We start from the raw sequence: 24280 nt of genomic DNA, 5'->3' as shown, positions 1-24280 counted from the left end.
GGCCTCCGGGCCGGCGTCCGGGGCGGTTCCTCGGCCGGTTCCTGAGCTGGTTCGGGGGGCGGGTTCCGGGTGGGGTCGTGGAGGGGCTGCTCGGCCGGTGCCCGGGGCGGTTCCTGGGCCGGTTCGCCGGGCGGTTCCTGGACCGGTGCCCGCGTCGGCCTCCGGGTCGGTTCGAAGGCCGGCGGGGCCGGGAACGGCGTCCCGGCCGCTCGCCGGGCCCGCAGGCTGCCCAGCGCGTAGCCGCCGGCCGCGCTCAGTGCCCCGGCGACGATCGCGCCCGCGCGACCAGCCCCGCCCGGCCTGCCCAGCAGCGCGTCCCTGATCCCCCGCGCGACCCCGGCCGGCAGTACCCGTGCGACGTGACGGCGTTCGGACTCCAGGCCCTTCTGCGCGCCGACACTGCGGGCGACCAGGGCCTTGGACAGGCCCTCGGCGTAGGTGCGGCTGCGGAAGTAGGCGAAGCGCTCGCGGGCCGCGGGCACCCGGTGGTGGATCACCGCGCGGTCGTCGATGAGCAGGACGGCGTCGGGGCGGGCGCGGCTGAGGCGGATGCACAGTTCCGTCTCCTCGCAGCCCAGCGGGCGGCGGTCGCCGTCGCGGCCGATGCCGGTGGCGAAGCCGCCCGCCGCCTCGAACGCCGTACGCCGGAAGGAGGCGTTGCCGCCGAGGACGTTGCGGACCCGGACCCGGCCGGGCGGCAGCCCCTGGTAGGTGCAGCCCACCACCCAGTCGAACTCCTCCGGGAACCAGGCCGGCCGCCGGCCCGACGCCCAGACGGGTTCCGTACGGCCGCCGACCGCGAGGACACGCGGGTCGGCGTACCCCTCGGTGAAGCGGCGCAGCCAGTCCCGTTCGGCCACGGCGTCGTCGTCCAGGAAGGCGATCACCTCCCCCCGGGAAGCGGCGATTCCGGTGTTGCGGCCCGCGGAGAGGCCGCGCGGACCGGCGTTGGCCAGGACCCGGACGCCGTCGCTCGCCTCGAACGCGCGCTCCAGCCGGGTCCGCAGGGCCGGGTTGTGGTCCACGACCAGGAGCGTCTCCAGCGCCGGACAGGACTGCGCGCGGACGGAGGAGACCGCCGCGAGGATGTCCTCCCAGCGGTCCTCGGTGTACACGCAGATCACGACGGAGATCCCGGGACCGGTCACGACACGTCCCCCCGGACCGTGTCGAGCAGCGGCGAGCGGCGTTCCCGGCGGCGCAGTTCCCGCCGGTTGGAGCGTTCCCGCAGGATCACCCGGAGCACCCGGAACCCGTCCCGTACGGCCCGCAGGTTGCTGGTGCCGTGGATGCGCAGGTACTCGTGGCTCGGTATCTCCTGCACCCGCAGGCCCGCCTTGACCACTCTGATGTTCATCAGCGTCTCGACCTCGAAGCCGGTGCAGTCGAGGTCGATCCTGTCGAGGCAGTGCCGCCAGAACGCGTTGTAGCCGTAGCAGAGGTCGGTGTAGCGGGCGCCGAACTTGTGGTTGACGGTGGCGCACAGCGCCCGGTTGCCGAGTCTGCGGACGAAGGTCATGTCGTCGGTGCCGCCGCCGTTGGCGAAGCGGGAGCCCTTGGCGAAGTCGGCGCCGGAGACCAGTGCGGAGACGTACGACACGATCTCCCCGCCGTCGGCCGAGCCGTCCGCGTCGACCATCACGATGATGTCGCCGGTGCAGGCCTCGAACCCGGCGATCAGGGCATCTCCCTTGCCTCTGCCCCGCTGTTCGACGACCTTGACCTCCGGCCACAGGGAACGCGCCACGCCGACGGTGCCGTCCGTGGAGTTGCCGTCCACCAGGACCACTTCGTGTATCCAGCCGGGCAGACTCTTGAAGACGTAGGGCAGGTTCTCCGCCTCGTTCATGGCGGGAATGACCACGCTCACCGGCACGGTGATCGCCAGGTGGGAGGAGATGGGCCGGTAGTCGGCGGCGATCAGCGGATCTTGGCCCGGACCCGGCGGGCGCAGGACGGAACTCATGAGTGTTTCCCTCTCGTCCGGTGGACCGCCCGCCCACGGGCGGTCCGGCTCTGTATCCGGTTCGAAAGGGGGGTTCTCATCTTCGGCACGGCGGCCCGGTCTCCGGGGCGGTACCCGGGGCGGTCTCCGTGTCCGTCGACGAGCTGGCAAAGCTGGCCGGTCTGCCGGGGAACGACGGCAGCCGGTCGCGCGGCACGACTCGGTCACGGTTGCGGTCACCGAGCACGGCACCCCCCTACCGCGCCCCGCGCCGGGCACACCGTGGCCCTGAGCCCTCCCCTGGAGCCGAGTTCCGGCGGACCGGTGCGGGTGAGATGTATGACGGTATTGACGGCCGCACCCGAAAGGCAAGACACAGAAGGCTGTCTCACCTTCATGCTGGTTTGGCCGTTCAACCCACCTTGCACCATAGCGGTCACTTTTGTGTGCGTTTTCCGGAAATTCGTTCCCGCAGCGGTATCGGGAGGAGGAGCAGCAGGCTCAGGACGGCCACCGCGGCCACTCCGCCACGGACCGACCACCGGTGCACGGCCAGCATGACCTGGGCGACCAACATGTTCACGGCGATCGCGCCCGCGAGGGCGGTCAGTGTCCGGCCGTAGGGCTCCAGCCCGCGCAGCGCCGCGGCGATCGCCGCGGCCGGCGCCGTGAGCAGGAAGAACAGGGTGAACGGGGCGCGCAGGGGGGAGGCGGAGTCGAGGAGCGCGAGCACCGCGCCGGTCATCGCCACGGCGGTCGCGGCCCCGGCGAGCAGTGGTCGCAGGAGCCGTCCCGGATCTGGCCGGAAGTATGCCTCGGTGCGTGTTCTGGTGCGTGAGGTCCGCATTGGCGACTTCGCCCCCCGACGCGCCGGATGCCGGGCTTCAATGTGGCGCAGACCGGAGTGGGCGTCAAGAAGGCCTTGCCGAGGGCGGTTGCCGTTTCACCCGCGGCGGCTCACAGATGACATGCACATGCAATAGATGAGCGGTGAACGTCTTGGGCTGATCCTGTTGAGATCACAAAACTCTTGGCATGGACACTTCCCGTCAACACGCGTGGTTGGTACCAACGTTGAGGCAGAGATCCTGCTAAAGGGAGGTTCCATGAGACGTTCCCGACTTACCGGACTCCTCACCTCGCTCCTCCTCGCCGCCGGCCTCGGTCTCACCGGGGCCGCTTCGGCGCACGCGTCCGGCACGGCCGCGGCCGGAGGCTACGTGGCGCTCGGTGACTCCTACTCCTCCGGGGTGGGCGCCGGGAGTTACATCAGTTCGAGCGGCAGCTGCGACCGGAGCACGAAGGCCTACCCCTACCTGTGGAACGCCGCCCACAGCTACTCCTCGTTCGCCTTCAACGCCTGCTCGGGCGCGAAGACGGACGACGTGCTCGCGAACCAGCTCGGCTCCCTCAACTCCGCCACCTCGCTGGTGTCCCTCACGATCGGCGGCAACGACGCCGGTTTCTCCGACGTCATGACGACCTGTGTCATCCAGTCCGACAGCGCCTGCCTCTCCAAGATCGACACGGCCAGGGCGTACGTCGCCAACACGCTCCCCGGCAAGCTGGACACCGTCTACAACGCGATCAGCGCCAAAGCCCCGTCCGCCCATGTCGTCGTCATCGGCTACCCCCGCTTCTACCTGCTCGGCCAGACCTGCCTAGGCCTCTCCGAGACCAAGCGGTCCGCCATCAACGGCGCGGCCGACTACATCGACACCGTCATCCAGGCCCGTGCCACCGCCCACAACTTCGCCTTCGGCGACGTCCGCACCACGTTCACCGGCCACGAGATCTGCTCCGGCGACTCCTGGCTGCACAGCGTCAACTGGCTCGACATCGGCACGTCGTACCACCCGACCGCGGCCGGCCACTCCGGCGGCTACCTGCCGGTACTCACGAACGCGGCCTGACCCGTTCGGGCTCGCCCGGCGGGGTGAACTCTCCCGGCCGGTTCCTCGGGGCGAGCCCGGCGGCGCGGCGGAGACCCGGTCCGACGGGGTCTCCGCCGCCGTCGTCCCACCGGAGCGGCTCAACCGAGCGCCGACACGGCCCCCTTCAGCACCAGTCCCGCACCCAGCGCCACCACGACCAGCGCGGACGCGAACGGCAGGGTGCGGCGCGCCAGCGTGGCCAGCGGATGCGCGGTCCAGCGCGGACGCCGCTCCAGCATCAGGGCCGCGCCCGAGCCCAGCCGTACGACGGCGAACCCGGCCGCGGTGAGCGTCAGCGCGAGACCGGCGCCGTAGGCCACGACGAGCAGCAGCCCGAACCAGGCCTTGCCGAGCGCGGCGGCACCGACCAGCACCACCACGGCCGACGGGCTGGGCACCAGCCCCCCGGCGAAGCCGAGAAGAAGCGTGCCGCGGAGCGTGGGTGCGGTGGGGTGGGTGTGCGTGTGACCGCCGTGGGTGTGGGTGTGACCCGCGTGAGTGTGCGTATGACCGTCATGGCTGTGCGCGTGACCGTCATGGCTGTGGGTGTGACCGTCATGGCTGTGGGTGTGGCCACCATGGGTGGGCTCCACACCGTCGTGGCGGTGGGGGTGTGGGCCGGCGCCCACGGCCACCAACTCCCTTCGCGTCGCCTCGCCGTGGGCGACGGTGACCGTACGGGGCCGGCTGTGCCACGCCCGCCGTACGAGGGTGACGCCCGCCGCGAGCACCAGGACACCGCTGGCGAGGCCCAGCCAGGCGATCACCACCGGCGTGGCGGCGGAACCGGCCGTCACCAGCAGGCCCAGGGCGACCACCCCGAGCGTGTGGGTCACGGTCACCGAGGCGGCCAGCGGCAGCACGTCCCGCGGCCGGGCCCGGCCCCCGCGCGCCGCCGCCGACGCGGCCATCAGGGTCTTGCCGTGCCCCGGCGCGAGCGCGTGCAGCGCGCCCAGGGCGACCGCGATGAGCAACGCCAGCGCCGCGAAGCCGACGGTGAGATCACGCCGGGCCACCAGATCGTCCAGGGCCCGGGTCCAGCGGTCGGCGCCCCGGGGCAGCACGCCGGCGCCCGGGGTCTCCTGCCGCGCCGCGTCCGCGGCGAGCGCCGGACCACCGGGGCGCAGCCGTACGGAGGCCGTCGCGGTGTCGGCGGGCGAGGACAGCAGGTCCTTCGGATACGTGGTCAGTTCGTGCGAGACGGACGTGCGCGGTACGTCCGTCGCGGTCAGCGTCATCCGGTCACCGCGCGCGGTGATCTCCCGCCAGCCGGGCCCACCGGCGGCACCCGCGCCGTGGAAGCGCAGGGTGACGGTACCGGCGCGGGGGAGCGCCGCGGTCAGCCGGCACTCCACGCGCAGGGTGCGCAGCCCGGCCTGACCGGGGCGCGGGCGCGCGGTGCCCCGGGCGGCCGTCAGTGCGGTCGTACGCCCGTCCACGGTGAGGGCGCTGTCCGCGGCGGCCCGCGCGCACCGCTGCCGCGCCCACCCGCCCAGCCCCAGCCGCTCGATATCGGGCCCCGCCTGGGTCGCCGGGATCTCGGCGAGGTCCTCCACATGGTCGATGCGGAGCTGCCCGGGAGCGGCGACGAGACCGTCGTAGCGGTTGACGGTGAAGTTGCCGAGGGGGTGCGCGCTCGCGGTGCCGGCCGTGAGGAGGGCGAGCGCGCACACGGCGAGGAGGAGGTACAGCGGGCGTGGCCTCACTCGGTCGCCTCCAGGGCCTTGCGGGCCGCGGCGGAACCCAGCGGGGAGAAGCCGGGGTTCAGCCTCAGGGCCGAGGTCAGCGAGGCGCGGCCGGCCGCCCGGTGGCCCGTGGCCAGCTCGATCACACCCCGGTGGTAGCGGAACGCGGCGTTGCGGTAGCCGGTGGCGGTGGCACGGTGGGCGTAGGGGAGGGCCTCGGTGTCCCGGCCGTTGACGTGCAGCGCCCAGGCGAGCGCGTCCGCCGTGTGCACGGTGTGCCGGCGGGCCCATTCCGCCCGGGCCGCGCGCAGGGCGGCCGTCCTGTCGCCGTGGTCGGCGGCGGCCAGCGCGGTGTCCAGGTCGGCGTTGACGCCGTTGGCGCGGGCCAGCGCGGTCCAGGCGCCGACGAGCGCGTACTGCCGCCGTGCCCGCGTCCGGTCGCCCGCCGCGCCGCGTGCCTCGTACAGCTCGCCCAGGACGACGAGCGGGCCGGGCACCGGATACCGGGCGACCACCCTCTCCATCCCCTTGATCGCGGCGGTCCGGTCACCGCGGGCCGCCTGGGCGCGGGCCCGGCCCTCCAGCGCCGGGAGGTAGCCGTCGTCGGCGGCCAGGGCGCGGGCGTAGCAGGCGAGGGCCGACCGGTAGTCGCCCTGGTTCCAGGCGAGCTGGCCGAGTTGCGAGGCCACGTACGCGGTGTCGCCCGGTGAGGTGGCCGCGGACAGCGCCTGTTCGAGGACCCGGCGTGCCGTGGTGACGTCCCCGCGCAGCTCGCGCACGTACGCGTACCGGGTGAAGACCGGGACGCCCGGCTTGCGCGCGTCGGCGGTCGCCGCGGCCTTCGCCGCGTCGGCGTACCGGCCGAGTTCGACCAGGGCGTCGATACGGGAGGACAGGGCGCGCTCGCTGTACGGGTTCCGCCGCAGGGCCGCGTCCGCGAACGCCAGCGCGTGCGCGAAGTCGTGCCGGGCCGCGGCGAGGGCGGCGCGGCCGGCCAGGGCCTGGTCGCTGTCCGGCGTCAGGGACACGGAACGCCGCAGCGCCTGCTCCGCCTGCGGATAGCGGGCCGGATCGCCCTTGGTGCGCGCCTGTTCCACGTAGGCCAGGCCCAGGGTGGCCCAGCCGCCGGAGTCCTTCGGCTGCGCTCGCAGATGCGTCTGGAGCGCTGCGATGCTCGCGTCCAGGTTCGCGCCGCCCAGGACACCGGGGTCGACGGCGTCGGCCACGACCGGCACGGTCGCCGGCGCCCGTTGCGCGCCGAGGGCGATCGCGCCGCCGGTCAGGGCGACGGCCACCAGGAGGGCGGACCCGGTCAGCCGCGCGGCCCGCCACCGCCGCCCGGCCTCCCCGGCCCGCCGTACCGCGGCGACCCGATCGGTGCCTTCGCGTCCACCGGCACCCCGGGCCGTGCCCGCTCCGGCGGGCCCCGCCTCGCCGGTGTCCGGCGTTGCCGTCTGCGGTGGCGGGGATGCCGTCGGCCGGGTGATGTCGGTCGTGCCCGCCGGCCGCTCGTCGTTCTCCTGGTGCTGCCCGCGCGGGCCCATGCCTGTTCCTCCGTCGGTCGTGCGTCGGTCGTGTGGGAGGCGCGGCCCGCCGTGGGGGGAGGGGGAACGCGGGCCGCGCCGGTCCGGGTGGGGGCGGGGATCAGTACGCGCGCTGCATACGCCGGCGCCACCACGCGAACGCGGTGCCGAGCAGCAGGATCCCGGCCGCACCGGAGGCCGCCGAGGCGGCGATCAGCATCGTGTCGCCGGAGCCGCCGGCGGAGGACCCGGCCGGCTGGAGCGCGTCCCCGAGCTGGCTGCGCACGTCCGTCCCCGCGGTCGTTCCCTTGGCGAGCCGGCCGCGTGAACCGGCCGTGGGCTCGGCGACGTACGGGAAGTACTTCTCGAACTTCTTGTCGTTCTTGTCGACCGCGTCACCCAGGTCGTTCTTGGAGCCGACCAGTTCGCCCTCGACGACCTGGAGCGCGGCGTCGATCACGTCGTCGCCGAGCCGGCGCCCGTTCGGGAAGCCCGCGTTGTCACCGTCCAGGACGCCCAGCCGCTTGGGGTGCATGCTCGGCCGGACCGAGGTGTTCAGCCGCAGTTCCTCCGAGGCCCGCACGTTCGGGGGCTGGTTGAGGCCCTTGACGCCCTTGAGGAAGACGTCGACGAGGTCGTTGCGCGGCTCGGCGGGTGCCTTGATCTTGTAGATGGACTCGATGAGCTTCGGCAGCTCGGGGTTGGTGACGTTCTTCAGGAACTGGCCGTCGTACGCGGGCTGCGACGCGTTGAACCTGTCCTTGTCCTTCTGCGGGTTGACGACCTCGTTCACCAGCGGGTTGCCCAGGCGTGAGACCTGGCTGTAGTAGCCCTGGGCGTTACGGCGCTGGGTGGTCGACCAGATGCCGACGACCGGCTGGTGGGCCGACTCGCGGATCAGCTCGTTCGGCACCTGGAGGGCGATGGTGTTGACGTTGTAGCCCTTGAGGGTGTCCCGGCCGACCTCGCTCAGGTTGCCCCCGTACAGCAGGTCGAAGACGCGCAGGTCGGCGAAGAACGGGTCGTCCGCCTGCCCGGCGAACGTGGTGGCGCCGCCCGCCGTCCGGTAGACGGCCTGCGAGCGCAGTTTGCCGTAGTCCGGCATGGACGCCTTGCCGACGTCGGACGGTGCCACCGGCACGTCGTCCGCGAGCTTCGTCCTCGACACCTCGTGCCCGTTCTTCAGCCGGACGAGGTCGAGGTCGTAGGTCTGCGTGATGTTGAGGTCCGGGTCGGCCAGGTTGGTGACCGGGCCCGTGTTGTAGAGGAACGTGTCTCCGTTCTTCGTGTGCGTCTTGAAGGTGTAGCGGAAGACCGTGTCGCCCTGCGCGTCCCCGTTGCTGTCGATGTGCAGGTCGTACTGCGCGTCGTCCGCGAACGTGTAGAAGTTCGGTCCGCCCGCCGGTTCTTCGAACGGGATCCAGTCCGCCACGATCGTCGTCGTGTCGGGCTTGTCCGGACTGACGAACGCGTACAGGTCGGTGTTGTCGTACTGCGGGGTCCCCGAGATCAGAGGTGCTTCCCGGTGGGAGGAGGCGGAGGCCGCCCCGGGTTCCAGCGTGGCGACGCCGGCGGCTGCGAGCCCTCCGGCGGCCAGCGCGCCACATATGAGCGAGACCAGGCCCTTGCGTCCTGTGCCGCTCCTGGAGAAGTGAGGTGTCATGCCGTCCGTCCTCAGTGCCGTCTTGCCTTGACGGACGGATATACGGAGCGGTCACGCCATTCGGATTGGTCGGCGCGAAAAAACTTTTCGGCGCCGGACGGCCCGCGTTTTCGGCCCGCGGATCCGTATGTCTCCCGGGAGGTGTGTCTCGTTGCGGATGCGCGGTGTGCGGGGAAGGACCGGCTGCGGGCACGGGCAGGGGGCTCGCGCGGGGGCGGACGATCTGCTGGTGCGCGTGGCGCGCGGTGACCAGCGGGCGTTCGAGGACCTGTACGCACTGGTCTCCGGGCCGGTGTTCGGACTCGTCCGGCGGGTGGTGCGCGACCCCGCCCAGTCCGAGGAGGTCGCCCAGGAGGTGCTGCTCGAACTGTGGCGGTCCGCCGCCCGGTTCGACCCCGGCCGGGGCAGCGCCCTGTCCTGGGTCCTCACCCTCGCCCACCGCCGGGCCGTCGACCGGGTGCGCAGCGCCCGCGCGGCCGGGGAACGCGAGCAGCGCGAGGCCCTGCGCGCCGGGGAACCCGCGTTCGACCACGTCGCCGAGGAGGTCGAGGCCGGCCTGGAACGCGAGTGGGTGCGCCGCTGCCTGAACCGGCTGACCGCCCTTCAGCGCCAGTCCGTCACCCTGGCCTACTACGACGGCTACACCTACCGTGAGGTGGCCGAGCGGCTCTCGCTGCCGCTCGGCACGGTCAAGACGCGGATGCGCGACGGGCTCACCCGGCTGCGCCAGTGCCTGGGAGGCGCCGTATGAGCGTCCTCGGCAGACTGGTGCGCCGCGAGGACCCGCACTCGCTCGCCGCGCCCTACGCGCTCGACGCCCTCGAACCGGGCGAGCGGCGCCGGTTCGAGAAACACCTGGCGGGCTGCGACCGCTGCGCCGCCGAGGTACGGGACCTGGCCGAGGACGCGGTGCGGCTCGCCTGGTCCGCGGCGGTACCCGCGCCGGCCGCCCTGCGGGAGAGGGTGCTGGCCGCCGTGCGCACCACCCCGCAGGAGCAGGCACCGGCACCGGAGGCAGCGCGCCGGCTGCCGCCGCACGTCTGGGGTGTCCAGCCTCCCCCGGGACGCGCTCACGCCCCACGCAGGCGCCCCCTGTTCGCGCCGTTCGCCACGGCCACCGCCACCGCCGCGCTCGTCGTCGCCTCCCTCTTCGCGGTGCAGGCGCACCGCACCGGGGACCGGCTGGCCGCCGAGCAGGACCGGGCACGTGAGATCGCCCACGTTCTGGCCGCTCCGGACGCCCGCGCGGCGAGCGGCGAGGACGCGCGGGGCCGCCGGATCGGAGTGATTGCTTCCGCTTCCGGGCGGGAGGCCGTCGTCACCCTCAGCGGGTACGGCGCCCCGGCCGGCGGACGCGTGCACCAGCTCTGGCTCATGCGTCCCCGCGCGCAACCGCGCTCCCTGGGGCTCTTCGCGGGCGACACGCCCTTGGTCGCGCGCGGCCTCGACACCTCCTCGACGTCACTCGCCGTGACCGTCGAGCCTGACGGTGGCTCAGCGCGGCCCACGGGCCAGCCGATTGTCCAACTCACCCTGGAATCGGTCGGATTCGGAGAGTAGTCGGCGAGGGATGGTCAACCCCCTTACAGGGAAGGTGAATCGTGTGGCCGAGATACACGCGTGCCCCATTGGGGCGATAGGGTTACCCTGCCCGGGCCGGGTGGACTCGTACGGGTGGGGAGTGACATGGAGCAGATAGCAGTGCGCAGCAGGGCCAGGGTCCCTGCGATCACCTGCGGGAGCAGCGCGACCAGTTCGCGCCTCGACCGCCATCTGTCGGTACTGGCGGGTCCCGCCATACCGCAGCGGGAGACGATCGAGGCGACCTCGTTGATGCGTGAACTGACGGCGCGCAGCGCTGTGCACGAGCGCAGTGACCGGGGCAGGCGGGTCAGTCGCGTCTCCCTCTTCGCGCCGCTGCGCCGGCTGCGCCGTTCACTGTTCGGCGGCCACTAGCGGTCACCGAGCGGTCACCCGCCCACCGAAGCGGCCGACGCGCGGGGAGGCCCGCGCTCAGGCCGCCACACCGTCCCGGCGCAGCGCTGCGATCTCGTCGTCCGTCATCCCCACGGCGCGCAGCAGCGCCCCGGTGTGCTGCCCGAGCGCGGGTACGTCGCCCATCCGCGCCCCGTCCCCGCCCGGCAGTGTGATGGGCGGCAGCAGCGCCTTCAGCGGCCCGGCCGGCGAACCCACCTGACGCCACCGCTCCCGGGCCGCCAGCTGCGGATGCTCCGCCAGCTCGTGCAGATCCCGCAGCCGCGCACAGGCGATGCCGGCCTTCTCCAGCCGCGCCAGGGCCTCCTCGGTGCCCAGTGCCCCCAGCGCCCGCGCGACCAGGGCGTCGGTACTCTCCCGGTGCGCCACCCGGGCCGCGTTGGTCGCGTACGCCGGATCCGTGCCCAGCTCGGGACGGCCCATGACCTGTCCGGCCAGCCGCCGCCACTCCCGGTCGTTCTGCACCGACAGCAGCACCCGCCCGCCGTCCGCCGTCGGATAGGCGTCGTACGGGGCGATGACGGCGTGCGCCAGCCCGGTGCGCGCCGGCGGCTCGCCTCCGTGCATCGCGTGGTGCAGCGGATGCCCCATCCACTCGGCGAGCGCCTCCAGCATCGACACCTCCACCGGCCCGCCCCGCCCGGTCGTCCCGCGCCGCACGAGAGCGGCCAGGACCCCCGAGAACGCGTACATGGCCGCCGCGATGTCCGCCGCCGGGATCCCCGCCTTCACCGGCTGCTCCGGCGTCCCGGTCACCGAGACCAGTCCCGCCTCGCACTGCACCAGCATGTCGTAGGCCCGCTTGTCCGCGTACGGACCGGAGCCGCCGTAGCCCGAGATGTCCACGGCGACCAGCCGCGGGTGCGCGGCGCACAGCGTGGCCGCGTCCAGGCCGAGGCGGGCCGCCGCGCCGTGCGCGAGGTTCTGTACGAACACGTCCGCGCCCGCGACCAGCCGCCGTACGACGTCGAGGCCGCGCGGGTCCTTCAGGTCCAGCGCGAGGGACTCCTTGCCCCGGTTGCACCATACGAAGTGCGAGGCGAGACCGCCGGCCGCCGTGTCGTAGCCGCGCGCGAAGTCGCCGCCGTCGACCCGCTCCACCTTGATGACCCGGGCGCCCAGGTCGGCGAGCTGGCGGGTCGCGAAGGGCGCGGACACGGCTTGTTCGACGGCGACGACGGTGATGCCCGCCAGGGGCAGGGGCTGACGCGTGTACGGGTCCATCGGCTGATCCATGCCCGGATCATGGCCCCCGAGCGGCGACTTTGTCAGCAGCGGGGTCTCACTCGCCCCGCGCGTACCTGTGCACGGGGAGCGGCGGGAACATCGCGGTCAGGGCGAGGCTCCAGGCGGGCGCCCCGGCGACCGGGTGGGTCACCGGCCGGGCCGCGCCGTCCGGTACGGGCGCGTCGCCGAACGATGCCGAACGGTGTCGTGACGGCGTACGTCCGCGGCGGACTCGACACCGCCGAGCGCGCCGCACCGGCCGTGCAGCGTGGGCTAGAGGAGCGTGAACTGGCCCTCCGGGCCCTCCTCTTGATGGTCCAGGACGGAGGCGGGGCGACGGGACCGCTGCGGTGGCGGGAGGACGCCGGCGTCGCGCAGGTCGGCCGCCGTGACCGGTGACGTCATCCGCAACGCGGCCCGCAGCGGTCGTAGTTCCGCCAGCAGCGCCAGGACCGTGATCAACTCCAGCAGTTCCGACGTCCAGGCCTGCGGCCAGGTCGCCGGGCGGACCGCGGCGAGGGTGCCCGGCTCGGGCGGGGCCGTACGGACCGCGAACCAGGTCTCCAGGACCCGTACTCCGGCCACCTCCAGGTCCCAGGCCTGAGGCGGCACGGGAGAGACGCGGCCCTCGTCCAGGTGCAGCGTCTCCTCGTCACGGTCGTAGCGCAGGGCCGTCGGGCGGCTCGGCAGGGGTGCGCGGACGTAGGGGCGGCGGCCGCCCGGCAGCTTGGGGCGTTCGCCGTCGCGGCGCAACAGCCGCAGCATGCGGCGGCCCACGCCCACGCCCGTGGACCACAGCCCGGGGTCCGCCGTGAGCGGGACGGTGAGGTCCGGGCGGACCGCCGCCAAGATCCACGCCAGTACGTCCGGTGCCGTCGGGGGCGTGCCCAGCCGGGCCGCCAGGTGGTCCGCCAGGCCGGGCGCCAGATTGGGTTCCGTGCCCCCGGGGCGGCGGTGGAGCGGGCGGACGCGGCCGGTGCGCAGCAGGGGCAGCACCGAGGTCGCCAGCAGAGGGGTACCGGCGTCGCCCGTCTCCACCGTGAACACCTGGTGCGCGTCCGCCACCCGCCACAGCTCCGGGCGGGCGGCGTCGATCAGCCGGTGGTCCGGGATCAGCCACTGCTCGTCGAAGGGGGCGGCCAGTACCCGGACGGGCTCCGCGCAAGGACCCTCGGCGCGCACCAGCCGTCGCGTGCCGCCGGCCTGGCCGGGCAGCTGGCCCACCGCCGAGGTGAGTGTCCGGGCGCGGCTCGGCTCGAACAGCGCCTCCCGGTCCGGGCCCCCGGCCTTCAGCAGGGCGTCCCACCGGGCCCGCAGGGACGCCGGGTCCGGTGCCACGGGCCAGCCGCGGCCCAGCCGCAGGGGTGCGACCGACCACGGCATGAGGTCCGCCAGCAGCGGAGCGTCGTCGTGCGTCACGCCGGGCATCGTACGACAGCGCCGCGACGGGGGCGGGAGCGCGCAAGATACGCGGCTCAGCCGCGGAAGCGACCGTCCGGGGGGTGGCCTTGCGGACGGCCGGGGCGAGCCTGCGGGTGGCTCGTGAGGGGTCGCGGACGGCCGTGAGCGACCTGCGGACGGCCGGGGCGAGCCTGCGGGTGGCTCGTGAGAGGTGGCGGACGGCCGTGAGCGACCTGCGGACGGCCGTGAGGGGGTGGCGGACGGCTGTGACAGCCCCGGGCGGCTGCGTGGAGCGGTGGTGGCGGCCGTGACGGGCCCGCGGAGGTCGACACGGGTCCCCGGGGTCGACACGGACCCGCGGACGACTGTCACGGGGGCGCGGGCGGCTGTGACGGTCCGCGGAGGGCCGCGACGGGAGCGCGGGTGGCTGTGTCGGGTCCGTGGGGGCCGACCGGCCTGACGGCCGCGGACCGTCGGCGGTTCTCTCGGGGCCCGGCCGGCGGAACGCTCAGGCGTCCAGCGTGACCGTGAACGAGAAGCGGTCGCCCCGGTAGTGGATGACGGCCACGTCCAGCACCCGGCCCTCGGTGTCGTAGGTCACGCCCGTGTAGTGCAGGATCGGGCTGAGCAGCGGGACCTGCAGCAGGCGGGCCGTCTCGGGGTCGGCGAGGCGGGCCTCCACGGTGTCCGTGATCCGGCTGATGTCCGCCCGCACCACGTCCCGCAGCACCTTGGTCATCGGCCAGCGGACGAGGTCGTCCGGGTCGATGAGCGCGGCCAGGTCGGGACGGATGTGGTTGACGGCGTGGTTCGTCGGCTCGCCGGTCTTCTCGTCGCTGCGCAGGCGGTGGTACGCCGCCACCTCCGCGAGGTCCGGGAAGTACTCGGCGAGTCCGGCCGGCACGGGCACCGGGCCGTGCTCCAGCAGCTCGGCCGTCATCCCGGACTGCTGGGCCACGATGGCGTCCACCGAGCCCAGCAGCCGCACGGGAGCCCCGCGCCGGACCCCGGGCTCGATGAACGTGCCGCGCCGCCGGTGCCGGCTGATCAGCCCCTCGTCCTCCAGCTCCTTCAGCGCCTGCCGCATGGTCAGCACGCTCACCCCGTAGTGCTGCGCGAGCCGCTCCTCGGTCGGCAGGCGCAGCGGATCCTGGGGTGAACGGCCCAGTATCGAGGCGCGCAGCGACTGCGACACCTGGTACCACAGCGGCAGCTTGCGGTTCAGGACGATCGAATCCGGAGCGAAGGAGGTCACGCGGCTATCCGTACCTGTCGATGAACGGTCGGCGCAATGCGGCCGTCACACCCGGAAGTGGCGCTCCAGCCCCTGCCACACGTCGTCGTAGCGCTGCTGGAGGTGGTCCGCCCGGGCCGCGAGCGGGGTCAGGGTCACCGGCCAGCGGGTCTCGAACATGAACGCCAGCCCGTCGTCGATCTTCTGCGGCTTCAGCTCGGCCGCGCTCGCCCGGTCGAACGTCTCCCGGTCCGGACCGTGCGCAGACATCATGTTGTGCAGCGAGCCGCCACCGGGCACGAAGCCCTCCGCCTTCGCGTCGTACGCGCCCTCGATCAGGCCCATGTACTCGCTCATCACGTTCCGGTGGAAGTACGGCGGCCGGAAGGTGTCCTCGCCCACCAGCCAGCGCGGCGCGAACACGACGAAGTCCACACCGGCCAGGCCCGGGGTGTCCGAGGGCGAGGTGAGGACCGTGAAGACGGACGGGTCGGGGTGGTCGTAGGAGATGGTGCCGATCACATTGAAGCGGCGCAGGTCATAGACGTACGGCACATAGTTGCCGTGCCAGGCGACCACGTCCAGGGGGCTGTGGTCGTAGGTCGCGGCCCACAGGTTGCCGCAGAACTTGTTCACCACCTCCACCGGCCCCTCCACGTCCTCGTAGGCCGCCACCGGCGCCCGGAAGTCCCGGGGCGCGGCAAGCCCGTTGGCGCCGATCGGGCCGAGGTCGGGCAGCCGGAACGGCGCCCCATAGTTCTCGCACACATAACCGCGCGCCGAGTCGTCCAGCAGTTCCACACGGAAGCGGACCCCACGCGGAATCAGTGCCACCTCGGCGGGCTCCACATGGAGCCGGCCGAACTCGGTGTGCAGCAGCAGTCCGCCGCGCTCGGGCACGATCAGCAGCTCCCCGTCCGCGTCGGAGAAGACCCGCTCCATCGAGGCGTCGGCGTGGTAGAGGTGCACGGCCATGCCGGTGCGCTGGCTCACGTCACCGTTGCCGCCCAGCGTCCACAGGCCGGCGAGGAAGTCGGTGCCCGCCGGGGGCTCGGGCAGCGGGTTCCAGCGCAGCCGGTTGGGGTCGGGCACGGTCTGGGTGAACGGGGCCGTGCGCAGCGTGCCGTTGCCGGTGCGGGCGAACTCCGGGTGCGCGGCCGACGGGCGGATCCGGTACAGCCAGGAGCGGCGGTTGTGCGCCCGCGGCTCGGTGAACGCCGTACCGCTCAGCTGCTCCGCGTACAGCCCGAGCGGGGCGCGCTGCGGTGAGTTGCGGCCCTCCGGCAGGGCGCCCGGCACCGCCTCCGAAGCGTGTTCGTTGCCGAACCCGGTCTGATACGACAGCCCCTCGGCGGTCTTGCGCGCGTCCCCGCTCATCATCGCTCCCTTTGCGCCGCTGATTCCTATGCATCACCGTAGGAATCGATCGGGGGGCTGCGCAAGAGGGTCCAGGCTCCTCCCTCCGGGTGGGGGGACAACCCGACCTCAGGGGGATCCGGGGTCGCCGGGCGGTGTTCTACGCTCCCGGCCATGTCGTGGATCAAGTGGACGCGTGGACCTCTCGCCGCGCTCGCCGTGTCCGTCCTGCTGCCGCTGGGAGCGGCGGCCTGCGCGACGGGTGAGGCGCACGGGGGCACGGCCCCGTCCTCACCCGCGGGAACGGTGCTGGACGTCACCGACGGGACCGGCCGGAACCTGCGCCAGGTGGCCGGGAAGGACGCCCCCGCGGTCGGCGTCGAGGTGACCCCGGCCGCCGGCGGCGGCTGGGACGTGCGGCTGGCCTTCCGCCGCTTCCGCCTCTCCGCCCCCGGCGCCCGGCCGGTCGCGGTCACCGGGCGCGGGGGCGTCTCCCTGTTCGTCGACGGCCGCCGCGTCGCCCGGCCGCGCACCCCCGCGTTCCACCTCGCCGCCGCCCTCGTCCCGCACGGCACCCACCACGTCACCGCGCGGCTGTACGCCGACGACGGCACCGTGTGGGCCGTACGGGGCAAGCCGGTCGAGAGCACCGTCGACGTCACGGTGTCGGGCGCGGAGGCGGCGGCGGTGCCGGGCACCGGGCCGGACGCGGCGGAGGCGGACCGGGCGGAGGGGGGCGCGGCCGAGGCGGACGCGGCGGGGGCGGACGCGGACGCGGCGGGGGCGGACGCGGCGACGCCCCCGGCCGCCGGTGCGACCCCCGGCACCGGCAGATGAGTGCATCGGCCACCCTTCTCCGTACTGTGGGACGAGCTTCACCGGCCCCCGGCGGAAAGGCATCATGAAGCCCGTGCCCCACGCGACATCGCTCCGCCGCGCGCCCGTCCAGCGGCGCAGCGCCGAACGGCTGACCAGGATCCTGGACGCCTGTGCCGAACTCCTCGACGAGGTCGGCTACGACGCCCTGAGCACCCGCGCCGTCGCCCAGCGCGCCGGGGTCCCCATCGGTTCGGTCTACCGCTTCTTCGGCAACAAGCGGCAGATGGCCGACGCCCTCGCCCAGCGCAACCTGGAGCGGTACGTCGAGCGTGTCACCGAGCGGCTGAAGGACGGGGGCGGTGGCGCTCACGCCCGCTCGCCGGAGACCGCGGGCGCGGGCACGACGGGCGGGGGAGACTGGCGGGCCGCCATGGACGCCGTCCTGGACGAGTACCTGGCGATGAAACGCACCGCGCCCGGCTTCTCCCTGGTCGACTTCGGCAACCAGATCCCGGTCGGCAGCCGCCACGACGAGCCCAACACCCGTGTCGCCGACCGGCTGACCGACCTGCTCTCCGGCTATCTCTCCCGCACCCCCGACGAGGAACTGCGCCGGGTCTTCCTGGTCGCGGTGGAGAGCGCCGACACCCTCGTCCAGCTGGCCTTCCGGATCGATCCGCAGGGTGACGACGCGATCATCGCCGAGACCCGGCAGCTGCTGCGGGCCTACCTGGGACGCGCGCTCGACTGAACGGCAGGCCACCGGGACTCCCCAGCGGGCATACCGGTCGGTATGCTCCGAGCGGGCCCGTCCGCGCCGCCGGTTCCTGCCTGCGCCCGTCCGTGCCCGTCCGTGCCCGTCCGTGCCCCCTCGCGCTCGTCCGCCCCCGCCCGAGCCCGCCCGCCTCCGTCCGGGCGAGCCCCCGCCGACCCTCCGGAGGACCCGTGTCCCGCACCGCCCTGCGAATCTGCCCCCTGTGCGAGGCCACCTGCGGGCTGACCCTCACCGTCGAGGGCACCCGTGTCACCGGCGCCCGCGGCGACCGGGAGGACGTCTTCAGCAAGGGGTTCATCTGCCCCAAGGGAGCCTCCTTCGGCGCCGTCGACGCCGACCCCGACCGGCTGCGCGCCCCGCTCGTCCGAAGGGACGGCGCCCTGCGCGAGGCCACCTGGGAGGAGGCCTTCGACGCGGTCGCCGCCGGCCTGCGCCCGGTCGTGGAGCGCCACGGCCCGGACGCCGTCGGCGTGGTCCTCGGCAACCCCAACGTGCACACCATGGCCGGTGCCCTCTACCCGCCGGTGCTGCTCGGCGCCCTGCGCACCCGCAGCCTGTTCACCGCCTCGACGGTCGACCAGATGCCCAAGCACGTCTCCAGCGGGCTGCTGTTCGGCGACCCCAACGCCATCCCGGTGCCCGACCTCGACCACACCGGCCACCTGCTCCTGATCGGCGCCAACCCCCTGGAGTCCAACGGCAGTCTGTGCACCGCCCCCGACTTCCCCGGCCGGCTCAAGGCGCTCAAGGCCCGCGGCGGCCGGCTCACCGTCGTGGACCCGCGCCGCACCCGTACCGCCAAGCTCGCCGACCGGCACCTGGCGATACGCCCCGGCACCGACGCCCTGCTCCTCGCCGCGATGGCCCACACCCTCTTCGCCGAGGACCTGGCCGATCTCGGGGAGCTGGCCCCGCACGTCCAGGGCCTGGACGAACTGCGCGCCGCGCTGGCCGACTTCACCCCCGAGGCCGTGGCCCCTGCCTGCGACCTGGACGCCGGAGTCATCCGTACCCTGGCCCGCGAACTGGCCGCCGCCCCGGCCGCCGCCGTCTACGCCCGCATCGGCAGCTGCACCGTCCCGCACGGCACCCTGGCGAGCTGGCTGGTCGACGTCCTCAACATCCTCACCGGCAACCTGGACCGCCCGGGCGGCGCCCTCTTCCCGCAGGCCGCCACCGACCGCACACCCCGCCCGGCGGGCCCCGGCCGCGGATTCGCCCTCGGCCGCTGGCACTCCCGGGTCGGACGGCACCCGGAGGCCAAGGGCGAACTGCCCCTGTCGGCGCTCGCCGAGGAGATCGACACGGCGACCGGCACCGGGGAACCGGTCCGCGCGCTGATCGCCGTCGCCGCCAACCCGGTGCTCTCCGCGCCCGACGGCGACCGGCTCGACAAGGCCCTGGCCTCCCTGGACTTCATGGTCAGCGTCGATCCGTACCTCAACGAGACCTCGCGCCACGCCCACGTCGTCCTTCCCCCGCCCCCGCCCGCCCAGAGTCCGCACCACGACTTCGCCTTCAACACCCTCGCCGTGCGCAACCAGGTCCGCTACACCCGCCCCGCCGTCCCGCTGGAGCCCGGCCGCATGGCCGAGAGCGAGATCCTGGCCCGGCTGGTCCTGGCGGTCTCCGGCATGCACGGCACGGATCCGGCCGCCGTCGACGCGATGGTCATCGAGCAGACGCTCGCCAAGGCGGTCCAGGACGAGCACGCGCCGGTGCACGGCCGCGACCCGCGCGCCCTCGCCGACCGGCTCACCGGCGCCAACGGCCCCGAACGGCGGCTGGACATGATGCTCCGCCTCGGCCCGTACGGTGACGGCTTCGGCGCCCGGCCCGACGGGCTGAACCTGGCCCGGCTGCTCGCCCACCCGCACGGCATCGACCTCGGCCCGCTGCGCCCCCGCCTGCCGCAGCCGCTGCGGACCCGCAGCGGCAGGATCGAGTTGCTGCCCGAGCCGATCGCCGGCGACCTGCCCCGCCTGCGCCGGGCCCTGCGCGAGCGCCCCGCGGGACTCGTCCTCGTCGGCCGCCGCCATCTGCGCTCCAACAACAGCTGGATGCACAACGTGCCCGCCCTGACCGGCGGCAGCAACCGCTGCACCCTGCACATCCACCCCGAGGACGCGGCCCGGCTCGGCGTCCGGGACGGCGCCGGCGTACGCGTCAGGGGCGCCGGGGGAGAGGTGGTCGCCCCCGCCGAGGTCACCGACGGCGTCCGGCCCGGGGTGGTGAGCCTGCCGCACGGCTGGGGCCACGACCGTCCCGGCACCCGGCTCGGCCACGCCTCCACCGACCCGGGCGTCAACGTCAATCAGCTGCTCGACGGCAGCCTGCTCGACCCGCTGTCGGGCAACGCGGTCCTCAACGGCATCCCCGTCGAGGTCGTCACACTGCCGTGACCTGGACTTCTGCGCTTATTGCTCGCACGTCAACCACTTGTTAACGCCGTTTGACCGGACCTAACGTCAACGCACCGCCGGCCCCCAGGTGGGATGTTCAAGGGCGAACGTTAGGTATCCATTTCATGCTGACCATCCTCGGCTTCGCCATGATCGCGACCTTCCTGGTCCTGATCATGCTGAAGAAGATGTCGCCGATCGCGGCGCTCGTGCTCGTACCCGCGCTGTTCTGCGTGTTCGTGGGCAAGGGCGCCGAGCTCGGCGACTACGTCATCGGCGGCGTCACCAGTCTCGCCCCCACCGCGGCGATGCTCATGTTCGCGATCGTCTACTTCGGTGTGATGATCGACGTGGGCCTCTTCGACCCGGTCGTGCGGGGCATCCTGAGGTTCTGCAAGGCCGACCCGCTGCGCATCGTCGTCGGTACCGCGGTCCTCGCCGCGATCGTCTCCCTGGACGGTGACGGCTCCACCACGTTCATGATCACCGTGTCGGCGATGTACCCGCTGTACAAGCGCCTGAAGATGTCCCTGGTCGTGATGACCGGCGTCGCCGCCATGGCCAACGGCGTGATGAACACGCTGCCCTGGGGCGGGCCCACCGCCCGGGCCGCCACCGCCCTGAAGGTCGACGCGAGCGACATCTTCGTGCCGATGATCCCGGCGCTGGCCGTGGGGCTGGCGTTCGTCTTCGCCCTCGCCTTCGTCCTCGGCCGCCGCGAGCGCGGGCGGCTCGGCGTGCTCACGCTGGACGAGGTCCTGGTGGAGGAGACCGAGCCCGTACTGGCCGGTGCCGGCGCCGGCAAGGGTGCGACGGGCGCCGGAGGAGGAGCCTGCGGCAACGAGGCTCAGAGCACCGGCGGTCCGGGTGCCGGTACGGACGCCTCACCCGGCGAGCCCGAGGCCGACGGCTTGCAGGGCCTGGACCCGGACCGCGCCACCCTGCGCCCCCGGCTGTACTGGTTCAACGCGCTGCTCACGGTCATCCTGCTGACCGCCATGATCATGGAGTGGCTGCCGATCCCGGTGCTGTTCCTGCTCGGCGCGGCCCTCGCCCTGACCGTCAACTTCCCGCACATGCCCGACCAGAAGGCCCGCATCGCCGCCCACGCCGAGAACGTCCTCAACGTCTCCGGCATGGTGTTCGCCGCCGCCGTCTTCACCGGCGTCCTCCAGGGCACCGGCATGGTCGACCACATGGCCGGGTGGCTGGTCGACAACATCCCCGCCGGCATGGGCCCGCACATGGCCGCCGTCACCGGCGTGCTGAGCATCCCGCTGACGTACTTCATGTCCAACGACGGCTTCTACTTCGGTGTCCTGCCGGTGCTCGCCGAGGCCGGCCACGCGCACGGCGTCTCCTCCCTCGAGATCGCCCGCGCCTCGATCATCGGCCAGCCCCTGCACATGTCCAGCCCGCTCGTCCCCGCCGTGTACGTCCTGGTCGGCATGGCCAAGGTCGAGTTCGGCGACCACACCCGCTTCGTGGTCAAGTGGGCCGCGCTCACGTCCCTGGTGGTGCTCGGCGCGGCCATCGTGTTCGGCATCGTCTGACCGCTCGCGACGGAGGTCGTGTCCATGGGGTCCGGTGGGAACCGCGGCTGGCTGCTGCGCCTCGTCATCGCCTTCGGCTGCGCGCAGCGGGCGGTGTCGACGGCCCGGCCCGCCGTCTCCTACCGGGCCCTCGCGCTGGGCGCCGACGAACGGGCGGTCGGTGTCATCGCGGGCGTCCACGCCCTGTTGCCGCTGTTCGCGGCCGTACCGCTCGGCCGCCGTACCGACCACGGCCGCTGCGCGCCGCTGCTCCCGGCGGGCGTGGCCCTGATCGCCGGCGGCTGTGTACTCAGTGGTCTCGCCGGCTCGCTGTGGACGATGGCCCTGTGGAGCGGGGTGATGGGCCTGGGCCACCTCTGCTTCGTGATCGGGGCGCAGTCGCTGGTGGCCCGCCGGTCCGCGCCGCACAACAGGACCGCGACTTCGGCCACTTCACCATCGGCGCCGCCCTCGGCCAGCTCGCCGGACCCGTCGCCGCGGGCGCCCTCGTCGGCGGCCCGGACCTGGCGCGCAGCAGCGGGCTCGCCCTCGTCACGGCGGGTGCGGGCGCGGCCGTCGCGTTCACGTCGCTGTGGCGCGTGGAGGACCGTACGGCCGTCGCCTCCCGCCCGGGACGGGGCGCGCGCGTGCCGGTAGCCGGCATCCTGCGTGCCCGCGGCGTGCCCGCCGGAATGCTGATCAGCCTGTCGATGCTCTCGCGACCGACCTCCTGACCGCCTACCTGCCGGTGGTCGGCGAGCACCGGGGCATCGCCCCCTCGGTGATCGGTGTCCTGCTCGGCCTGCGCGCCGGTGCCACCCTCGCCTGCCGGCTCGTCCTCACCCCGCTGCTCCGGCGGCTCGGCCGGCCGGCGCTGCTCACCGTGACCTGCCTCCTGGCGGCCCTGCTGTGCGCGGGGGCCGCGCTGCCGGTGCCGGTGGGGGTGCTCGGCGCGATGCTCACGGCGCTCGGTTTCTGCCTGGGGGTGGGCCAGCCGCTGTCGATGACGACGGTGGTGCGGGCCGCGCCCGCGCAGGCCCGCACCACCGCGCTCGCCCTGCGGCTGACCGGCAACCGGCTCGGCCAGGTCACCGCGCCGGCCGCCGCGGGCCTGGTCGCCGGCCTGGCGGGGGTGGCGGCGCCGTTCGTGATGCCGGGGGGTCTGCTGCTGTCGTCGGGCGTGGCGCTGCGCTCCCCGGACGGGCCTCGTTCGCCCGTCCGGGTGGACGAGGCCCGTCCGGGGAGCCCGGGACTGCGCCGCACGAGCGATTTCTGACGGTGCGTGGGGCGTCGCTCCCGGCTCGCGCGGGGGGGATGGCGCAGAGTCCAGGCGAAAGAGCGATTTGTATGAAAATCGTCTGACTCGGAGGAACATCCATGCCCACCCTGAAACTCCCACGAAGCCTCGGCTCGCGCGCGGGCGCCACCGTCATTCTCTCCGCTCTCGCGGCGTCCGGCGCGTCGTGGGTGGCGGCCCCGGCGGCGGTGGCCCAGGGGGAGAACGGCGACATCAGGATCCACCGCGTGGGCGTGCCCTTCGGGGTCTCGAAGGACGATCCGGTGGTGTGCAGGTTCTACCTGGACGCCGTCAACTTCGACGTGCTGCCCACCATCGCCTACACCATCACACCGCAGCCCCCGCTGCCGACCTCGGCCACCGTCGCGGGCACCATCCCGCTCGCCGGGGGCGCGGGTCACACCGACCCGCTCGGCCTGGCGGACGGTCAGTACCGCCTCACCTGGGTGGTGGCGGGCGCCCCCAAGGAGAAGGTCTTCCGGGTCCGGTGCAAGGACGAGCATCAGGAGGAGGGGCACGAGGGCCCGAACGGCCAGATCGCCGACAACCAGCACAACGACGGTGCCTGGGGCAACGGCGACCAGGGCGGCCCCAAGGGCGGGGTGCACGCGGGCGGCGGCGGTCTCATCGACACGGCCGCCGCGTACTCGCCGGTCGCCGCCGCGGGCGTCGTGGGCCTGATCGCCGTCAGTGGTGTCGTGTACGTCCGGGTGGTCCGCCGGCGGCCCCATGGTGCCGCGTAGGCGCCGACGCAGGCCCTGGTACCGGACCCGCCCCTACCGCCTGGCCAGGACGGCGCTGCTCGTGGCCGTCCTGGTGACGGTCGGCAACCGGTGCGGACGGGACGGCGGATGGGGTGTGCCCGGCCGGCCGGGCGGCCCGGACGCCGTGGCCGCCCCCGGCGCGGGCGCCGTCCGGGCCGACGGACGGGGCCCCGGCCCGGACGGCCCCGGGCCCTCCGCCGCCCCGGGGCCCCCGCCGCGCCCGCTGCCCCGGTCCCGGCCGACATCCTTGCGGGTGCCCTCCCTCGGGATCGACGCCCCCGTCGCCCCGCTGCGCCTGGACGCGAACCGCCAGCTGGAGACGCCGCCCGTCGACCGGCCCAAGCTGGTCGGCTGGTACCAGGGCGGCCCCACGCCGGGCGAGTCCGGCACCGCGATCGCCGTCGGCCACCGCGACACCAGGACCGGACCCGCCGTGTTCGCCGGGCTCGCCCAGGTCCGGCCCGGCAAGCCCGTGGAGGTGCGGCGGGCGGACGGCCGTACCGCCGTCTACACCGTGGACCGCGTGCAGGTGTTCGACAAGGCGGGCTTTCCCGACAAGGAGGTCTACGGGCCCTCCGGGCGTCCGGAGCTGCGGATCCTCACCTGTGGCGGCCTCTTCTCCCGGCGGACCGGCTACACCAGCAATGTGGTGGTCTTCGCCCACCTGACCGCGACGAAGTGACCGGCGGACCGGCCGGTACGGGTTCTTCCGACCGTACCGGCCGGTC

At 73.8% G+C, this 24280-nt stretch carries 19 protein-coding genes and 2 pseudogenes; 11 read left to right on the top strand and 10 right to left on the bottom strand.

Annotation, left to right across the window (positions count from 1 at the left end; translation table 11 throughout):
• Positions 1–197: 197 nt before the first annotated feature.
• The 3 genes and pseudogenes from ACGFT1_RS04875 to ACGFT1_RS04865 form a co-directional block, all read right to left on the bottom strand.
• Positions 198–1148: pseudogene (locus ACGFT1_RS04875) on the bottom strand (glycosyltransferase family 2 protein); the annotation flags it as partial.
• Positions 1145–1966, bottom strand: a complete 822-nt coding sequence (locus tag ACGFT1_RS04870) for a glycosyltransferase family 2 protein (RefSeq protein ID WP_373907566.1) — start codon at positions 1964–1966, stop codon at positions 1145–1147. The pseudogene ACGFT1_RS04875 and the gene ACGFT1_RS04870, both read right to left, overlap by 4 nt.
• Before the next feature lie 415 nt (positions 1967–2381).
• Positions 2382–2690: a hypothetical protein gene (locus ACGFT1_RS04865; protein ID WP_393732788.1), complete on the bottom strand. Its 309-nt coding sequence runs from the start codon at positions 2688–2690 to the stop codon at positions 2382–2384.
• Between the two features lie 361 nt (positions 2691–3051).
• Between ACGFT1_RS04865 and ACGFT1_RS04860 the strand changes: the two genes are divergently transcribed.
• Entirely contained in the window at positions 3052–3858 is an 807-nt protein-coding gene (locus tag ACGFT1_RS04860) for an SGNH/GDSL hydrolase family protein (RefSeq protein ID WP_373907564.1), read from the top strand.
• Positions 3859–3977: 119 nt separating this feature from the next.
• Here the strand turns inward: ACGFT1_RS04860 and ACGFT1_RS04855 are convergent, their stop codons facing one another.
• The 3 genes from ACGFT1_RS04855 to ACGFT1_RS04845 form a co-directional block, all read right to left on the bottom strand.
• Positions 3978–5585 carry a nickel transporter gene (locus ACGFT1_RS04855; RefSeq protein ID WP_373907563.1) on the bottom strand — a complete coding sequence of 536 codons (1608 nt, stop codon included), beginning with the start codon at positions 5583–5585 and terminating at the stop codon, positions 3978–3980.
• Positions 5582–7108 (bottom strand): tetratricopeptide repeat protein, encoded by a 1527-nt coding sequence (locus tag ACGFT1_RS04850; RefSeq protein WP_373907562.1) that lies wholly within the window; start codon positions 7106–7108, stop codon positions 5582–5584. The genes ACGFT1_RS04855 and ACGFT1_RS04850 overlap by 4 nt, the downstream gene beginning before the upstream one ends.
• Positions 7109–7208: 100 nt before the next feature.
• Positions 7209–8750, bottom strand: a complete 1542-nt coding sequence (locus ACGFT1_RS04845) for a DUF4331 domain-containing protein (protein ID WP_373907561.1) — start codon at positions 8748–8750, stop codon at positions 7209–7211.
• Positions 8751–8907: 157 nt separating this feature from the next.
• On the opposite strand from ACGFT1_RS04845, the gene ACGFT1_RS04840 reads away from it, so the two are divergent.
• The 3 genes from ACGFT1_RS04840 to ACGFT1_RS04830 all read left to right on the top strand — a co-directional run bounded on the left by ACGFT1_RS04840 (position 8908) and on the right by ACGFT1_RS04830 (position 10706).
• A complete protein-coding gene (locus tag ACGFT1_RS04840; RefSeq protein ID WP_373907560.1) occupies positions 8908–9501 on the top strand; it encodes a sigma-70 family RNA polymerase sigma factor in 594 nt (197 codons plus the stop codon).
• Positions 9498–10310 carry an anti-sigma factor domain-containing protein gene (locus tag ACGFT1_RS04835; RefSeq protein ID WP_373907559.1) on the top strand — a complete coding sequence of 271 codons (813 nt, stop codon included), beginning with the start codon at positions 9498–9500 and terminating at the stop codon, positions 10308–10310. Before ACGFT1_RS04840 ends, ACGFT1_RS04835 begins: the two co-directional genes overlap by 4 nt.
• Before the next feature lie 126 nt (positions 10311–10436).
• Positions 10437–10706: a hypothetical protein gene (locus ACGFT1_RS04830; RefSeq protein ID WP_373907558.1), complete on the top strand. Its 270-nt coding sequence runs from the start codon at positions 10437–10439 to the stop codon at positions 10704–10706.
• A gap of 57 nt (positions 10707–10763) precedes the next feature.
• On the opposite strand, the gene ACGFT1_RS04825 is transcribed toward ACGFT1_RS04830, so the two are convergent.
• The 4 genes from ACGFT1_RS04825 to hmgA form a co-directional block, all read right to left on the bottom strand.
• Complete coding sequence (locus tag ACGFT1_RS04825; protein WP_373907557.1) at positions 10764–11981, bottom strand: CaiB/BaiF CoA transferase family protein; 1218 nt, start codon at positions 11979–11981, stop codon at positions 10764–10766.
• A gap of 264 nt (positions 11982–12245) precedes the next feature.
• Entirely contained in the window at positions 12246–13400 is a 1155-nt protein-coding gene (locus ACGFT1_RS04820; RefSeq protein ID WP_373907556.1) for a type ISP restriction/modification enzyme, read from the bottom strand.
• Positions 13401–13881: 481 nt separating this feature from the next.
• Positions 13882–14628 (bottom strand): GntR family transcriptional regulator, encoded by a 747-nt coding sequence (locus ACGFT1_RS04815; RefSeq protein ID WP_373907555.1) that lies wholly within the window; start codon positions 14626–14628, stop codon positions 13882–13884.
• 45 nt (positions 14629–14673) lie between these two features.
• Positions 14674–15984 (bottom strand): homogentisate 1,2-dioxygenase, encoded by a 1311-nt coding sequence (gene hmgA / locus ACGFT1_RS04810; RefSeq protein ID WP_373907554.1) that lies wholly within the window; start codon positions 15982–15984, stop codon positions 14674–14676.
• 153 nt (positions 15985–16137) lie between these two features.
• On the opposite strand from hmgA, the gene ACGFT1_RS04805 reads away from it, so the two are divergent.
• The 7 genes and pseudogenes from ACGFT1_RS04805 (at position 16138) to ACGFT1_RS04775 (ending at position 24234) form a co-directional block, all read left to right on the top strand.
• A complete protein-coding gene (locus ACGFT1_RS04805) occupies positions 16138–16800 on the top strand; it encodes a hypothetical protein (protein ID WP_373907553.1) in 663 nt (220 codons plus the stop codon).
• 64 nt (positions 16801–16864) lie between these two features.
• Positions 16865–17533, top strand: coding sequence for a TetR family transcriptional regulator (locus ACGFT1_RS04800; RefSeq protein WP_373907552.1), 669 nt, complete (start codon positions 16865–16867; stop codon positions 17531–17533).
• Between the two features lie 194 nt (positions 17534–17727).
• Complete coding sequence (locus ACGFT1_RS04795) at positions 17728–19959, top strand: molybdopterin oxidoreductase family protein (protein WP_373907551.1); 2232 nt, start codon at positions 17728–17730, stop codon at positions 19957–19959.
• Positions 19960–20084: 125 nt separating this feature from the next.
• The gene (locus ACGFT1_RS04790) at positions 20085–21512 is read left to right on the top strand and encodes a CitMHS family transporter (RefSeq protein ID WP_373907550.1); all 1428 of its coding nucleotides are present in this window, start codon (positions 20085–20087) and stop codon (positions 21510–21512) included.
• Positions 21513–21536: 24 nt separating this feature from the next.
• Positions 21537–22767: pseudogene (locus ACGFT1_RS04785) on the top strand (MFS transporter).
• Between the two features lie 101 nt (positions 22768–22868).
• Complete coding sequence (locus ACGFT1_RS04780) at positions 22869–23531, top strand: hypothetical protein (protein ID WP_373907549.1); 663 nt, start codon at positions 22869–22871, stop codon at positions 23529–23531.
• The gene (locus tag ACGFT1_RS04775) at positions 23518–24234 is read left to right on the top strand and encodes a class F sortase (RefSeq protein ID WP_373907548.1); all 717 of its coding nucleotides are present in this window, start codon (positions 23518–23520) and stop codon (positions 24232–24234) included. Before ACGFT1_RS04780 ends, ACGFT1_RS04775 begins: the two co-directional genes overlap by 14 nt.
• The last annotated feature ends 46 nt before the right edge of the window (positions 24235–24280 follow it).

Source organism: Streptomyces sp. Y20, assembly GCF_043195475.1.
Taxonomy (GTDB): Bacteria; Actinomycetota; Actinomycetes; order Streptomycetales; family Streptomycetaceae; genus Streptomyces.
Note: the sequence above shows the minus strand (reverse complement) of the source record. Positions and strands in the feature narration are given on the sequence as shown.

Excerpts from the sequence above, each read along its gene's own strand:
- ACGFT1_RS04840 (WP_373907560.1), top strand. The coding sequence starts at position 8,908 with ATGCGCGGTGTGCGGGGAAGGACCGGCTGCGGGCACGGGCAGGGGGCT.
- ACGFT1_RS04825 (WP_373907557.1), bottom strand. The coding sequence starts at position 11,981 with ATGGATCAGCCGATGGACCCGTACACGCGTCAGCCCCTGCCCCTGGCG.
- ACGFT1_RS04850 (WP_373907562.1), bottom strand. The coding sequence starts at position 7,108 with ATGGGCCCGCGCGGGCAGCACCAGGAGAACGACGAGCGGCCGGCGGGC.
- ACGFT1_RS04820 (WP_373907556.1), bottom strand. The coding sequence starts at position 13,400 with ATGCCCGGCGTGACGCACGACGACGCTCCGCTGCTGGCGGACCTCATG.
- ACGFT1_RS04780 (WP_373907549.1), top strand. The coding sequence starts at position 22,869 with ATGCCCACCCTGAAACTCCCACGAAGCCTCGGCTCGCGCGCGGGCGCC.
- ACGFT1_RS04860 (WP_373907564.1), top strand. The coding sequence starts at position 3,052 with ATGAGACGTTCCCGACTTACCGGACTCCTCACCTCGCTCCTCCTCGCC.
- ACGFT1_RS04865 (WP_393732788.1), bottom strand. The coding sequence starts at position 2,690 with ATGACCGGCGCGGTGCTCGCGCTCCTCGACTCCGCCTCCCCCCTGCGC.
- ACGFT1_RS04870 (WP_373907566.1), bottom strand. The coding sequence starts at position 1,966 with ATGAGTTCCGTCCTGCGCCCGCCGGGTCCGGGCCAAGATCCGCTGATC.
- ACGFT1_RS04830 (WP_373907558.1), top strand. The coding sequence starts at position 10,437 with ATGGAGCAGATAGCAGTGCGCAGCAGGGCCAGGGTCCCTGCGATCACC.
- ACGFT1_RS04790 (WP_373907550.1), top strand. The coding sequence starts at position 20,085 with ATGCTGACCATCCTCGGCTTCGCCATGATCGCGACCTTCCTGGTCCTG.
- ACGFT1_RS04775 (WP_373907548.1), top strand. The coding sequence starts at position 23,518 with ATGGTGCCGCGTAGGCGCCGACGCAGGCCCTGGTACCGGACCCGCCCC.
- hmgA (WP_373907554.1), bottom strand. The coding sequence starts at position 15,984 with ATGAGCGGGGACGCGCGCAAGACCGCCGAGGGGCTGTCGTATCAGACC.
- ACGFT1_RS04835 (WP_373907559.1), top strand. The coding sequence starts at position 9,498 with ATGAGCGTCCTCGGCAGACTGGTGCGCCGCGAGGACCCGCACTCGCTC.
- ACGFT1_RS04805 (WP_373907553.1), top strand. The coding sequence starts at position 16,138 with ATGTCGTGGATCAAGTGGACGCGTGGACCTCTCGCCGCGCTCGCCGTG.
- ACGFT1_RS04800 (WP_373907552.1), top strand. The coding sequence starts at position 16,865 with ATGAAGCCCGTGCCCCACGCGACATCGCTCCGCCGCGCGCCCGTCCAG.
- ACGFT1_RS04845 (WP_373907561.1), bottom strand. The coding sequence starts at position 8,750 with ATGACACCTCACTTCTCCAGGAGCGGCACAGGACGCAAGGGCCTGGTC.